Genomic DNA, 15545 nt, shown 5'->3' with positions numbered 1-15545 from the left:
GATGGATAATATAACATCAAAATTGCGATTTATCACAAGGTTATCATTGGCCGATTTATGGTATGACAAGAAAGTATCATTTTGTATTATCGCATCTATAATATCTGTTATTACGCCATTATTGCTGTTGTTTAGTTTGAAGTATGGCGTTGTTGCTCAGCTACGCCATCAGTTACTTAATGATCCACAAAATTTAGAGATAAAAATTGTCGGTAATTTACAACTTAATCAACAAATGTTTGATTGGATTGCAAAGCAACCTGAAACAGCGTTTGTTATTCCGCTTACTCGTTCTTTGAATACTCAAGCTGATTTGCTTAATGATTCAAGTCATTTTGTTAATAATGCTGAAATTATTCCAACCGCAAAAGGTGATCCAATAACTCAAGATATGCCTTTGATTGATAAAAAAGACCAAATTTTATTGAGTTCTTTAGCTGCTGAGAAAATGCAAATAAAAATTGGTAGCCGAATAAAGATGGTTATCACCAGACAACTAGATGGTAAATTAGAAAAAGGGATAACAGAATTAGAGGTTATTGGCATTATTCCTGAAACGTATTATAGTCGTGCCGCAGGTTTTATAAGCTTAGATCTTTTAATTGAAATGGAACATTTCTATGATGGTTATCAAAGTGAAACTTTTCCAACAGGAACTGGTTTAGTTAATTTTACCTATCCGGATTCATTTGCTAGAGCGCGAATTTATGCTAACTCTCTGGATGATGTTGCTCCTTTAGCATTTAAATTACGTGAAAAAAATATAGAGACGAGAACTCAGGCTAGTGCGATTGAAAATATGCAAGCCATTGACCGAGTATTAGGTTTTATTTTTAGTGTGATTGCTATTACGGCAATTTTTGGTTGTATATTATCTTTTAGTGGTTCATTTTTATCTAATATAGAGCGAAAACGTAAAGATATTGCTTTCATGAGGCTTATAGGATTTAAATCTAAGCAAGTTATGTTCTATTTACTGATGCAGGCAATGACGTTAAGCTGCTTAGCTTTTATCGTATCATGTTTGCTATTTTTATTAGGAAATTGTGCATTTAATCTCGTTTTAGGTAAAAATTTAGTTTCACAACCAATTGTTAGTCAATTACAATTTTATCATTTTATTATCGCATTTATATTAACACTATTGATATCATTCATTGTTGTTGCGATAGGAGGACGAGGTGCCATTAGTATTCAACCAGCAGAAAGCCTACGTGAAGCGTAAGTTTAATCCTATTTTTTGGGTAATTGCTTTCAGTTTTATTCCTAGTATTGGATATGCTCAGCCTTGGGATAGTAAATTTTATAATCCTAAACCTGACAATGATGATGTTATTCTACCTATGCCATGTGAAGGTAGTCTGGTAATGAAAAAAGTCTTTACACCAACACGTAAACCATTAGATGATATTAAAATTATTTTAGGTAATAACCAAAAAGAACTTGGTTTCGCTGAGTATGCAACACCTAATTATATCTCAGGTAGTTTTTCTGATGGTGGTGCCGAAAGATATTATCTTATTGGCAAATATGAAATTACCTCTCTTCAATATCAATCTGTTATGGATGATAATTGCCCAACAGCTAAAACGAATCTTGCTTTTCCTATTACTGACATCAGTTGGTTTGATGCCGTGGCTTTTACGGATAAATATAATCGTTGGTTAATTGAACAAACAAAAAATAGATCAAATGATGTTCCAAAAGGTTATTTTCGTTTACCAACGAATACTGAATGGGAATACGCTGCAAGAGGTGGTGCTAAAGTTACTGAGTCAGAATTTCGTGAATCAAAATTTCCTATGGGGAATAGTTTAGAAAATTATGCTTGGTTTTCTGGTGCAAAATCAGCCAATGGTAAATTACAACTTATTGGTCGGTTAGAAGCCAATCCGCTTGGTCTTTATGATATTTTGGGTAATGCGAGTGAAATGATGTTCGATTCATTTCGCATGAATAAACTTGATCGTTATCATGGTCAGCAAGGAGGTATTACTGTTCGTGGAGGAAGTTATTTAACGCCTGAAGCATCAATAACTACTTCGTTAAAAATAGAAAAACCTTACTATGATGTTCAAAGTGCTTATAAAAGCAAAGATGTCGGATTTCGTTTAGTTTATACAACTGAAGTTATACAGTCGAATGAGCTAGTAAAAGAACTCGACAAAGAATGGAATGAACTGGGTAACCAAGCGGGTCTTTCAAAAGATGATAATGTGGTTAGTGAGTTAGAAAAAATTACCAAGCAAGTTGATGATGAAAAAACTAAAAAAGAATTAAATCAACTTAATGCTCTTTTACGTAGTGCCAATCAAGCTCGTGATGAACAAAGAGATCGCTCTATTCAATCAGCATTACAATTGGGTGCTTTTTTATGTGCTAATGTTTCCGATTTAAATGCTAAATTTGAATATAATAATAATTTATATGAAACAATGATTAATGAGGTATGTGATCCAAATGAAATAGAGACATTGAATGAAGATAATATGTGTTCCAAAGTGAAACTAAATGATTTAAATAATGTCCTAAATGAGTCTAAAAATGCACGTGATTTTATATTAAAATACTATTCAGATACTATTGTAAATACTGCAACAAATTATGATAAGGATATTATTAATAATCAATCTAAACCTACGCAATTTATACTTGAAAATAGTGGTAAAGCTAATATGAGCGATTACTTAAAACTCTATTTCAAACATATTAATAAATATATTGAATCAGGGAAGATCGACCGAACAAATTGGCTTGAGACGTGTAATGAAATAAAAGGAAAGTAATAATGAATAAATTAATAGTAACAATAACTTTGTGTATCTCCTTGATTCTATCAGGTTGTCAAGCATCAGGTGGTGCAAGTTCAAAAGATGTTGATCCAGCTTTAAGCAAAAGTAATAGCGCCAAATTTTTTAGTAAATCAGCATGGCAGTCTTGTGCTATAGGTGCCGGAATCGGTGGTATTGGTTGTGTTTTATTGGGTGGTAAAACCGGGGCATGCCTTGCTTCAGCCGCTGTTGGTTGTGGGGTAATGATGGGGGCCAATTATTATCTTGATACTAAACGAGCTGAATATGCTGATGCTGAAATGCGACTTGATGTTTATATTCAAGATGTTCAGCAAAATACCTATGAAGTCCAAGCTATAACTGAAAGTGCGAGAGCTGTTTTAGATAAAAACTTGGCAACATTAAAATCGTTAAATAAACAAATTAATTCTCAATCAGTCACTAAAACACAGGCCCAAAAAGATCTGACTCAAATAGACGCTAACATTGCTTATTTGAAAGATAAATTATCACGCATGAAAAAAGTTGAAAATGATTGGGTTTCAATTTCTTCACAAGAACGACAATCAGGTGTAAATGTGTCAAAACTTGATAAAGAAATTAATCAGTTACATAAACAAATTGCGGTACTTGAAAAACAAATTAATCTTGTTACTCAACAACGTTCAGCTGTAAGGGTAAGCTAAATATGAAAAAGATATCTATTATATTTTTACTTAGTCCATTGTTACTTATAACGGGGTGTTCGACAACGCCAGAACAATGTGACCCAACTAATACTAACATTGGTATTATGGATAAAATTAGTTGCAATTATTCAGGTAACTATCAAGCTCGTATTGATAAAAAAGAGCAAATTTTAGAGAATGAAAAACGAGCTAATGCACAATTCAGAGAAATTTATGCAACGATTGAAAGACAAAAAAATTCGACTTCATTAAGTGTGAAACAAAAACAGACACAGTTGCAAAAATTAAAAACAGAATTAACTCAATTAACTAGTGAAGTAAAACAAAAGGCTAAAAATCGTGATGATTTACAAGCACAAGTTAATGATATTGAGCAACAGTTGAAGAAAGTTAACAATTCCAATTCATCTGAACTTGAAAAACAAGTTGAATTAGATAAGTTAAATAAAAAACTTCAACAGTTACAAAAAGCTTTAAATTTAGGTAAATAATTTAGCCATGCAACGTATAACAAGAGTTATATTTGATCAGAGTGAATCGGATAAGATTTCTTTGTTAAAAGAATATAACTCTTTATTAGCATTGCTAAAAAATAATTTAACTGAACGAACATTTTCGATTTTAGCTCAACCAAAAATAATTGATAATAATCAATATATTGGTTGGTATAGTAATTTAGAAGGGCAACCTATTTTACTTGATGATATTGAAAGTGAAGAATATAAAAAGCAGATAGAAAAAAAGCTGAATACGCGAATTAATGACCTTGAACTCGTAATCAAATCAATGTCATTCACAAGTGAGGAACAAGCATTAATATCTGCATGGTTACCGAGAATAAAAAACTCAGGAAATACCATTTATGTAATTAATGATGACCCTGTTATTGTTAATTCATTTAAAGCTCCGATTTTACCTGAACCTACAGCAATACCACCAACATCAAAATCATTTTGGCGTTGGTGGTATTTCTTATTGCTTGTACTGTTTTTAATTATATTAATTGGTCTTGTTTGGTACTTTTTTTGTCCTTATGGCAAAGAAAAAGTATCAGATACGCTACCAATAATTTCGCAAAATACTGAAAAAAAAGAAGTTGAATCAACCCCCGTAGTTGAACAACCCAATGCTTTAGAACCAAAAACAGAACCTGTAACGGAAGTTAAGAATTGTATAACTAAAGAAGAATTAACTAACAATAAGTCTGCTTCTAAAATGGTGATGATATTTGATAATTCAGCCTCAATGACTTTAACCTTAATGGAATCACAAGCGAGTATTGATAAATATTTAAAAAGCGATTTCTATTCAATGACAGAAAAAGAAGCTGAAGCTTATGAAAGAAAAATGACCAGATTACCTAATCGTTTATCAAGTAGTAAAGAAGTGGCATTAACCAGTATTGATAAAATACAACAAAATATAGATATTTCACTTGTAACGTTAACAAGTTGTCCGGCTGCACAAACTACATCATTCTATCCTTATGAAGATAGAGAAAAATTAAAAAGCAAAATTAAACGGTTGCAGCCATTAGAATATAATAGTGCCACACCATTATATAGCGGTGTTAAACAGGCCAGTAAAATGCTTGATGGTATTAATCGTGATGATTATATATTAATTATTAGTGATGGTGAGGATAATTGTACTAAAAGTAATATATGTACTCTTGCTAATAAAATAGCTACAGAACAACCTCGTTTAAAAATTAATATTGTTGATATTGCCGGACAGCATAAAATAGATTGTGTAGCAAAAAGCACTGGTGGTAATGTTTATATAGCTCAAAATCCAACCGAGCTTATCAATCAAATGAGTAATGCCGTTTCAGATATGAATATTAGTAAACCTATTTGTAAATAAAATATCTAGTTAACCAATGGGCTTTTATACTAATTTTTTAGTAACAAGGAATAAGTTTAGAGATGCAAAGAATAACTCGTATTGCTTTTGATCATAATAATGTAGACAAGATGCAGTCACTGGAACAGTATAATTCTTTACTTTCGATACTTAAACCTCATTTGACAGCAAGAACATTTTCAATTTTTGCTTCACCAAAATTAATAGAAAATAACCAATATATTGCTTGGTATACAAACCTTGAAGGTCAACCTATATCACTTAATGATATAAATGACGCCTCGCAAAAAGCAGTAATTGAAGATGCTTTACATACTCGAATCAATGATATTGAAACAACTGTAAAATTAATTCCTTTAAATAATCAACAAAAAAATTTAGTTTCTTCATGGTTAGCAAGAATTAAAAGTCCAAATAATCAAATTTATGTGATCAATAATGAACCAGTTATTATTGATACTTTTGAGCCAATTGTATTTCCTGAACCTCCTATTGTCGCGCCAAAAGGTTTTTGGCGATGGTGGTACACCTTAATATTAGTTTTATTTTTATTATTAATTTTAGGTTTGTTATGGTTCTTTTTTAATCCTTTTAAAAAGACTAGCAAGGTGGAACCAATCGTCGAACCAGCGATTACACAACCAATTGAACCGAAAAAAACTGAACTAACCGTTGAATTTGCAAAACAACCAGAACTTGTCATTAAACCTAAACCTGAATTGAAACCAGAACCACAGGTTTCAGAGCCACAACCTGTAGTTGTACCTGACCCAACACCAGAGTCGGTTAGCAAATCAGAACCTAAACCAGCGCCAAAAGTAAAAAATCCACCAAATTGTATTACTAAGGAAGAATTGGTAAAAAATTCTAATCCATCCAAAATGGCGTTGATCTTTGATAATTCTTTATCAATGACGGTAACATTAGCAGAGCCTCCTTCACAAGTTCAGCAATATTTTAATTATCTAACCCATGGCTACCCTAGCTATATGCCTGCATCAGAAAGAATTGCGTATGAAAAACGGATGTCTCGACTACCGACTCGTTTATCAACCAGTAAAAAAGTGGCATTAACTAGTATCGATAAAATTCAACAAAATATTAATATCGCATTAGTGGCATTAAATAGTTGTCCTGCAGCTGATACAACGCCATTTTATAATTATTCGGGCAGAGGCGCTTTAAAAAGTAAAATTAATCGATTAACACCAAGTGCAGCTGGTGGCGGAGGTACACCGCTTTATAGTGGGTTACAAAAAGCCAGCCAGATGCTTGATGGTGTAAAACGAGATGATTATATCCTTATAATTAGTGATGGTGATGATAATTGCTCAAGGAATAATATTTGCACACTAGCTAATTATATTGCAGCTCAAAAACCTCGACTTAAGATAAATATCGTTGATATAGCGGGTGAACATAAAATAGATTGTGTTGCTAACGCTACTCGAGGTAAAGTTTATATTGCACAAAGTCCTAAAGATATGATTAGACAGATGAATAAAGCGGTATCTGATTTAAAAATTAATCGTCCTGTTTGCCAGTAAACAGATAAATAAAATTGATAATGCCGAATGATTTGAACTAGATTTTAATCAATAGCTATCTTTAATAAAAATAACTATTAAAAATAGTAAAAAACCAGACAAAATGTCTGGTTTTTATTGATTAAATAATCGTTATTAAAAGTCTAAGTTAGCTGCTTTTAATGCATTTTCCTCAATAAATAGTCGGCGAGGTTCGACTTCATCACCCATCAATGTTGTAAACAATTGATCTGCTTCAATTGCATCTTTAATGGTAACTTGCAACATACGACGACTGGTTGGATCCATGGTTGTTTCCCATAGTTGTTCGGGGTTCATTTCTCCTAAACCTTTATAACGTTGGATTGTTAATCCACGGCGAGATTCTCGAATTAACCAATCAACAGCCTCTTCGAATGAGCTTACTGGTTGTTTTCGTTCGCCTCGTTGTATAAATGCACTTTCCTCCAGTAAATCTTCCAATTGTGAGCCTAAATGGCAAATATTTCGGTATTCATTACTATGAATAAATACTTGATCTAAAGCATAACTGGTATCAACTCCATGTGTTCTTACTTTGATTACAGGTATATATAACTCTGCTTTTTCATTGTAATCCGCACTATAATGGTAGCTACTGCCATGTTGTTCTTTATTTGATAATTTTTCAACAATTGATTTTGCCCACTGTTCAGCTTTTTGTTGGTCTTTTAAAATATCTTCATCTAATACTTCTTGATAGACTAATTCTGATAGCAACGCTCGAGGATAGCGACGTTCCATTTTAGTAATTAGTTTTTCAACTTTTTGGTATTCAGCAATTAATTTTTCTAAAGCTTCACCGGCTAAAGCTGGGGCATGATCATTAACATGTAGTGATGCATCTTCCAAAGCTAGAGCAATTTGGAATTGAGTCATTGCATCATCATCTTTAATATATTGTTCTTGTTTGCCTTTTTTAACTTTATAAAGTGGTGGTTGTGCGATATAAACATAACCTCGTTCAATAATTTCAGGCATCTGACGGTAGAAGAAGGTTAACAATAAAGTTCTAATATGTGAACCATCCACATCCGCATCGGTCATGATGATAATGCTGTGATAACGCATTTTATCTGGATTATATTCATCACGACCAATACCACAACCTAAAGCAGTAATTAAAGTTGCGACTTCTTGAGACGAAAGCATTTTGTCAAAACGGGCTTTTTCAACATTAAGGATTTTACCTTTTAACGGTAAAATTGCTTGATTTCTACGGTTACGCCCTTGTTTTGCAGAACCACCCGCAGAGTCCCCTTCCACTAAGTAAAGTTCTGATAATGCGGGGTCTTTTTCCTGACAGTCAGCTAGTTTACCTGGTAAGCCACCTAAATCTAAAGCACCTTTACGGCGTGTCATTTCTCGTGCTTTTCGTGCTGCTTCACGAGCTCTAGCGGCATCAATAATTTTGCCAACCACAATTTTGGCATCCGATGGATTTTCCAATAAATACTCAGCTAATTTTTCACCCATCACTGATTCAACCGCTGATTTTACTTCAGACGAAACCAATTTATCTTTGGTTTGTGATGAAAATTTAGGATCTGGCACTTTTACTGATACTACTGCAATTAGTCCTTCACGTGCATCATCACCAGTGGCACTGATTTTAGCTTTTTTGCTGTATCCCTCAGCTTCCATGTAGTTATTTAATGTACGCGTCATCGCTCCACGGAAGCCAGCCAAGTGGGTACCGCCATCACGTTGAGGAATATTATTGGTAAAACAATAGATATTTTCTTGATAGCCGTCGTTCCATTGTAAAGCAACTTCGACACCAATATTATCTTTCTCAGTACTAAAATAAAAAATCTTTGGATGGATTGGATTTTTATTTTTATTTAAATATTCAACAAAAGCTTGAATACCACCTTCATAATGGTAGTGTTCACTTTTACTTGTTCGTTCATCTGTAAGTTTTATTGAAACACCAGAATTTAAAAATGATAATTCACGTAATCTTTTCGCTAAATGATCGTAGACAAACTCAATATTAGAGAAAGTTTCTGGGCTTGGCCAGAAGCGAACATAAGTACCAGATTCAGTCGTTTCACCAATAACTTTAAGTGGTTCTTCTGGCACGCCTAAATGATAAGTTTGTTTATGGATTTTACCTGCACGGTAAATAACTAATTCTAATTTATCCGATAATGCATTTACAACCGAGACACCAACACCATGTAAGCCACCGGATACTTTATATGAATTATCATCAAATTTACCACCAGCATGTAAAACGGTCATAATAACTTCTGCAGCAGAAATACCTTCTTCTTCATGGATGCCGGTAGGAATTCCTCTGCCATCATCTCGTACTGAAACAGAATTATCTGGATGAATAGTAACTTCGATATGGTGACAATAACCCGCTAATGCTTCATCAATGGCATTATCTACCACTTCAAAAACCATATGATGAAGGCCTGTACCATCATCAGTATCACCAATATACATTCCTGGACGTTTTCGAACCGCATCAAGTCCTTTAAGTACTTTAATGCTTGAAGAATCATAAGAGTTAGACATGGATTTCTCGACTTGTTTAATTATTTATATCATTCTATATATTTAAGAAATTATACCAGATTTTATGTGAAAAATCTTATCATTTTCATCGATCATATGGGTAATTTGTTCTTGATTAACTGCAGTAATAAAAACTTGAGATTTAGCTGATTTTAACCGCTTAGCTAATAGATTACGTTTATTTTGATCCAGTTCAGAAGTAAAGTCATCTATTAAATAAATACATGATAGTCCGGTTTTCTCTGAAAAATATTCACCTTGTGATAAACGTAATGCACACATGAGTAATTTTAATTGTCCACGAGATAGCAAATCTTCTACTGGAATGTTATCTATACGTAATTTTATATCGGCTTTATGTGGGCCTAATGAAGTGTAATTAATGAATTTATCTCTCTCAAATTGTTTATATAAAATATCAGAATAATTCATCCCATATTCCCAACCTTGATAATATTGGCAATTTAGTTGGTACTCAGGTAAAAAATTCCGACAAGTTTCTATAATTTGCGGAAATATATTTTGACTATAATCCGCTCTAATTTGACTGATTTTTTCGGCAATTGGTATTAGTTCTTTATCCCAAGGTAATAATTGATTATAGTTAGAAGATTGTTTTAATAACGCATTTCTTTGTTTAAATAATCGTTTTAAATTGTTCCATAGTGATACAAATTCTGGGTAATGGTGAAAACATCCCCAGTCTATAAACGCGCGACGATATTTTGGACCACCAGTAAGTAAATCAAATCCTTCTGGAGTAATAAGTTGAATAGGTAATAGCTTAGCTAAGTCAGTTAATCGAAATCCCTCATCACCATCGATTTTTATCGTATTATCATTATTTCGTGTTTTTGATAATCCTATTGTGCGAATTTGTTGAGATGATTCTATTTGGCTAAATAAAACTAACTCAGGTTTTTCATGTTGTATGATTCTATTCGATTGAATATGTCTAAATGCTCGACCATGGCCAAGCATATAAATAGCCTCAAGTAGACTGGTTTTTCCACTACCATTATCACCAACTATATAGTTGAAATCATTTGATAATGATAATTCAGCATAATCAATGTTTCGAAAATTGTGGATTTTGATTTGTGAAAGAGTCATGTTGGTAAAATTTCCGGCCGAAACCGGAAGTTTGATAGATAGTTATTTATTTATTTATTATAAGCGCATTGGCATAACAACATAAGTAGCCGATTGATTATTGATATCTTCAATTTGCACACTAGATGTTGCATCTGTTAATAATAATTGTACGCTATCACATTTTAGTGTGTTTAATATATCTAATAAATAAGTCACATTAAAGCCAATTTCAAGCTCTTGTGATTCATATTTTACATCAATCACCTCTTCCGCTTCTTCTTGTTCAGGATTATTTGCTGTGATTTTTATTTGGTTGTTATGTACATATAATCTTATACCACGGAATTTTTCGTTTGAAAGAATTGCCACTCGTGATAATGCATTTCTAAGCTCTTCGCATGATACTTCAAGTGGTTTGTCCGGATTACGCGGCATCACTCGTTTATAATCAGGAAATCTTCCATCAATAAGTTTTGAAGTAAAGGTAAAATCACCAAGATTAACACGTAAATTATTATTGCCAATCTGCATATTTACTAGCTCATCATTGTCACTAACCAGTTTAGCTAGTTCTATTACCCCTTTTCTAGGTAAAATAACTGAACAAGATTCCGCGATATTTTGACCTACGGGTTGAGCACACACAGCTAAACGATGACCATCTGTCGCAACGGTTTTTAATAATCCATCTTCGATCTCAAATAACATACCATTTAAATAATATCTTACATCTTGATTCGCCATTGAAAATTGGACTGCATCAATAAGTCGTTTGATTGTCTTTTGTGGTATGGATAGATCAACATCACTTTGCCAATTTTCTAAATTAGGAAAATCTGTCGCAGGTAATGTGGCTAGGGAAAATTTGCTACGTCCAGACTGAATAATTAATCGGTTATCGTCAACGCTTATCGAAATTTGGGCATTACTTGGTAGATTTCGGCAAATATCGAGGAACTTTCTTGCGGGAACAGTTGTTGCCCCTGGCTCACAAGGTTCGGTTAAAGGAAGATGAGATATCATCTCAATCTCTAAATCGGTTCCGGTCATTGATAATGTATTATCAATAACTTGTAATAATAAATTACCTAAAATAGGTAAAGTAGGGCGACTGCTTAACGGTGCGCTAACAAGCTGTAAGGGCTTAATAAGTTTTTCACGATCTATAATAAATTTCATAGTGTTAATTCTTTTTTAAGTTGATAATGTTCTAATTAAATTGGAATAATCCTCTTTAATATCATTGCTTTCTTCTTTCAATTCTGCAATTTTTCGGCAAGCATGTAATACAGTTGTGTGATCCCTACCGCCGAAACCATCTCCAATCTCTGGAAGGCTCTTATTCGTCAACTCTTTTGCTAAAGCCATAGCGACCTGTCTTGGTCTTGCAACTGAACGAGAGCGACGTTTTGATAATAAATCAGAAACTTTGATTTTATAATATTCAGCAACCGTTTTTTGAATATTTTCAATAGTAATCAATTTTTCTTGCAAGGCAAGTAAATCTTTCAAAGCATCTTTTACAAAATCAATAGTGATAGATTTACCTGTAAAATTGGCATTGGCTATCACACGATTCAATGCTCCTTCTAATTCACGCACGTTGGAACGCAAACGTTTAGCAATGAAAAATGCTACCTCTTCAGGTAGTTTTATATTATTTTCTTCCGCTTTTTTCATTAGAATCGCAACTCGAGTTTCAAGCTCAGGTGGCTCGATAGCAATGGTTAACCCCCAACCAAATCTCGATTTTAAACGATCCTCAACACCATTAATCTCTTTAGGATAACGATCAGACGTTAAGATAATTTGTTGATTACCTTCCAATAATGAGTTGAAGGTATGAAAAAACTCTTCTTGAGATCGTTCTTTATTAGCAAAAAATTGGATATCATCAATAAGTAGTGCATCAACCGAACGATAATAATTTTTGAATTCTTCAATAGCATTATTTTGTAGTGCTTTTACCATATCTTGCACAAAGCGTTCTGAGTGCATATAAACCACTTTGGCATTGGCTTTGCCGGCTATAATTTCATTACCAACTGCATGTAATAAATGGGTTTTACCTAACCCAGTTGATCCATATAAAAATAATGGGTTATAAGCTTTTCCTGGGTTTTCAGCGACTTGTTTTGCTGCAGCTACAGCAAGTTGGTTAGATTTACCTTCAACAAAACTATTAAATGTATGTTTATGATTAATTCCTGAATAATATGCGTGGTTGCTATTGCTTTCTTTGGTTGTTTTCCAAGCAGGAGCAATATCAGGCTTAGATTGATTAACTTCAGATTTTTTTTCTACTGACAGAGTAGAGCCGACTTCAAGATATAATTTTAAAGAATCATTACCTAAAAGTGTATTTAATAGCTGTGAAATAGTCGTTAAATATTTATTTTTGACCCAATCTAATACAAATCTATTAGGTGCATAAATATAAAGTTTATTCTCAATCATTTCTGCTTGCAACGGGCGAATCCATAAGTTGAATTCTGTTGTTGGAAGGGCCTCTTGTAATTGAGAAAGACAATCTTGCCAAATTGCAGTAGGCACGGCTACTCCTTTAACTAGGATACTAACAATATTGCGATAATTATAATCTTTTTTGTGGATAATTTATAGCTTAAAAACAAGATATAATTTATTAATTAACAAAAGGTATAAATAAAAAACCCAGCTTTAAGCTGGGTTTTAACAGATATCATTAATCAACAATTATTATTTTGTTTGATCAATTACTTGAACTTCTTGAACGTTACGTGCTTTAACTTCAATTTCAACACGACGATCTGGTGCTAAACATGCTTTTAAGTCAGCGCCACGAAGTGCATTACATTTAGTACCAGTAACTGGTTGTGATTTACCCATACCACGTGAAGAGATGATTTCAGCTGGTACACCTTTTTGTACTAAGTAGTTTAATACAGTGTGAGCACGACGTTCTGAAAGTTTTTGGTTGTAGTTATCAGAACCAATACGGTCAGTGTGACCAATTACTACGATAGCACTTTCAGATGGGTTAATTTTAACAAGAGTTGCTAATAAGTTATCAAGTGCTTGGCGACCTTCTGCTTTTAAGTCAGCTTTTGCATAAGCAAATAACACATCTTCATTTAACACATAACGGTTTACTTCAGTTTTGATTTCAACTGGAGCTGCAACCGCTGGTGAACCTAAACGGTAAGTGATACCTAAGCTAACAGTACCTGCGTCTGGAGATGCATCAGTTTTAGTATGAATATGTTGAACATATTGATACTCTAAACGAGTTGAGAAGTCTTCGTTAAGACGATAATCAAGACCTAATGCGTAAACAGGTGATAAATCTGTTTTTGTACCGCCTTTACCATAAAGATCTTTAGTCAAACCACCATTTTTCCATTTAGCGATAGTTACCATTCCACCTGCACGACCATAGATATCTAAATCGTCAGAGATAAATGATAATGGATAACTTAATTTACCAGTTAAAGAAACGCCTTGAGCAGAAACTTTACTTTTTCCTAAATCGTATCCTTTACCTGCATAATGAAAAGATCTTTTGTATTTAGCTGAACCTAACCAGTCATAACCTAATTCAAATGCTAAGTAAGGATTAGCTTGGAAACCTAAGAATGCACCGCCAGCAACATTACTGCGATTAGATGTTTTTATACTTACATCATCAAAAGCACGAACTTTTTTTGCATCTAATTTATAAAGTTCTGACCAACCTAATTTAGCACCTGTATAAAAAGTGTTGTCTTCATATGCTGCATTAGCGGCAGTAGCGGTTAAACTTGCAACTGCAATTGCTAGAGCTAGAGTCGTTTTTTTCATTTTTTGCCTCAACTTATTTGTTATAGACGTTGTTTAATTTGATTTTATTGTTTAAATTTACTTCTTATAAATAGATATTACTAATAATTATGTTACACATAATCTAGCTTTAATTATAGCACATAAATTGCGCAAAGCTAGATAGAATAATCCTACATTTTAAAAATTAAATAACTTTAATTGGCATTAACCAATTTTATTAACTGTAATATATAAATCATTTATAGAGTTAGATAAGGTATTGGCCATAATGTAAAAATCCGCTTCAAGTCGTTTATCAAACTCATCAGAACCAATATCTTCATTTTCGTCCATTATAATAGAATCAAATTTTACTTTTTTCAATGTAAAGTCTGGGTTTATAATAAAATTGATACCACGTTCATCAATAATTTTAAGTTTGGTTACCCATTTACCAGAATCTAAATGAACTAACATTTCGTCGCTAGTAATATCTTGGTTTTTACAGTTAATAATTCCATTACCTTCCAGTGGATCTTTTAATTCAGCTTCATCACCTAGTATAAAAGGAGGGAAATTTAACTTTTCTTTAACCCAAGTAGTCATTATCTTTTCAAGTGGTTTATCAATTGATAATGGGGTTAATGCTAAAGATCCAAGCTCTTTACGTAAAATTGCTAAAATATCTTCAGCTAGTTTAAAACTACTACAATCAATAATAATTCTTCTATTTTCAGTATCGATCCATAACCAATAATGGTTATATTTACTAAATGCTCTAGGCATTAAATCGATCATCACTTCATCTTTTAATGTCGCTTTCTCATTTTTACTGAGTTTTCGACTTAATGCTTTCTCTTGTTTATCAATTTTATCAATTAGTGCTTGTTTAATTACCGGCGCTGGTAATATTTTAGTTTCTTTTTTAATCCGTAACAGTAAATGTCCTTGCATATCTATAATGAAATCATCTAAGTTATTATCATTATAAGGCGAAACCCATCCCATCTTAGTGGTATCTAAATTACCGCACGGCGAAAATGAAGCCGATTTAAGCGCTTGTTCAATAGTTTGTTTATCAAGTAAATTGTCATTATTAAGTTGGTAAATAATTGCGTTTTTAAACCAAAGCATAGTGTTATATTTCCAAAAATTTGCTTTATGATGTTTATTTTATCATAACGATTTATAATAAAAATTTCATAGACGATGATATATTATCGCCTTAG

12 protein-coding genes are annotated in these 15545 nt (G+C 32.9%); 6 read left to right on the top strand and 6 right to left on the bottom strand.

Annotation, left to right across the window (positions count from 1 at the left end):
* The first annotated feature begins 1 nt into the window (after position 1).
* From H3U96_RS05600 to H3U96_RS05575, 6 genes are all read left to right on the top strand, one after another.
* On the top strand, positions 2-1225 hold the full coding sequence (locus H3U96_RS05600; RefSeq protein WP_198195887.1) for an ABC transporter permease: 1224 nt from the start codon (positions 2-4) through the stop codon (positions 1223-1225).
* Complete coding sequence (locus tag H3U96_RS05595; protein ID WP_198195885.1) at positions 1182-2786, top strand: SUMF1/EgtB/PvdO family nonheme iron enzyme; 1605 nt, start codon at positions 1182-1184, stop codon at positions 2784-2786. Before H3U96_RS05600 ends, H3U96_RS05595 begins: the two co-directional genes overlap by 44 nt.
* A 2-nt stretch (positions 2787-2788) precedes the next feature.
* Positions 2789-3478: a hypothetical protein gene (locus H3U96_RS05590; RefSeq protein WP_034901913.1), complete on the top strand. Its 690-nt coding sequence runs from the start codon at positions 2789-2791 to the stop codon at positions 3476-3478.
* Between the two features lie 2 nt (positions 3479-3480).
* Positions 3481-3972 (top strand): hypothetical protein, encoded by a 492-nt coding sequence (locus tag H3U96_RS05585; RefSeq protein ID WP_034901911.1) that lies wholly within the window; start codon positions 3481-3483, stop codon positions 3970-3972.
* 7 nt (positions 3973-3979) lie between these two features.
* Positions 3980-5347: a VWA domain-containing protein gene (locus tag H3U96_RS05580; RefSeq protein ID WP_034901909.1), complete on the top strand. Its 1368-nt coding sequence runs from the start codon at positions 3980-3982 to the stop codon at positions 5345-5347.
* Between the two features lie 62 nt (positions 5348-5409).
* On the top strand, positions 5410-6894 hold the full coding sequence (locus tag H3U96_RS05575; RefSeq protein WP_086360307.1) for a VWA domain-containing protein: 1485 nt from the start codon (positions 5410-5412) through the stop codon (positions 6892-6894).
* 135 nt (positions 6895-7029) lie between these two features.
* On the opposite strand, the gene gyrB is transcribed toward H3U96_RS05575, so the two are convergent.
* The 6 genes from gyrB to H3U96_RS05545 form a co-directional block, all read right to left on the bottom strand.
* The gene (gyrB, locus tag H3U96_RS05570; protein WP_198195874.1) at positions 7030-9441 is read right to left on the bottom strand and encodes a DNA topoisomerase (ATP-hydrolyzing) subunit B; all 2412 of its coding nucleotides are present in this window, start codon (positions 9439-9441) and stop codon (positions 7030-7032) included.
* 42 nt (positions 9442-9483) lie between these two features.
* Positions 9484-10554 carry a DNA replication/repair protein RecF gene (gene recF, locus H3U96_RS05565; RefSeq protein WP_086360305.1) on the bottom strand — a complete coding sequence of 357 codons (1071 nt, stop codon included), beginning with the start codon at positions 10552-10554 and terminating at the stop codon, positions 9484-9486.
* Between the two features lie 57 nt (positions 10555-10611).
* A complete protein-coding gene (dnaN, locus tag H3U96_RS05560; protein ID WP_034901901.1) occupies positions 10612-11715 on the bottom strand; it encodes a DNA polymerase III subunit beta in 1104 nt (367 codons plus the stop codon).
* Positions 11716-11730: 15 nt separating this feature from the next.
* On the bottom strand, positions 11731-13089 hold the full coding sequence (gene dnaA, locus H3U96_RS05555; protein ID WP_086321217.1) for a chromosomal replication initiator protein DnaA: 1359 nt from the start codon (positions 13087-13089) through the stop codon (positions 11731-11733).
* 165 nt (positions 13090-13254) lie between these two features.
* A complete protein-coding gene (gene ompA / locus H3U96_RS05550; RefSeq protein WP_034901896.1) occupies positions 13255-14355 on the bottom strand; it encodes a porin OmpA in 1101 nt (366 codons plus the stop codon).
* A 186-nt stretch (positions 14356-14541) separates the two neighbouring features.
* A complete protein-coding gene (locus H3U96_RS05545) occupies positions 14542-15450 on the bottom strand; it encodes a recombination-associated protein RdgC (protein ID WP_086356645.1) in 909 nt (302 codons plus the stop codon).
* Between the last annotated feature and the right edge of the window lie 95 nt (positions 15451-15545).

The organism is Gilliamella sp. M0364, assembly GCF_016100565.1.
Classification (GTDB): Bacteria; Pseudomonadota; Gammaproteobacteria; order Enterobacterales; family Orbaceae; genus Gilliamella; species Gilliamella apis.
The sequence above is the reverse complement of the archived record's forward strand: the minus strand, read 5'-3'. Positions and strand labels throughout refer to the sequence as shown.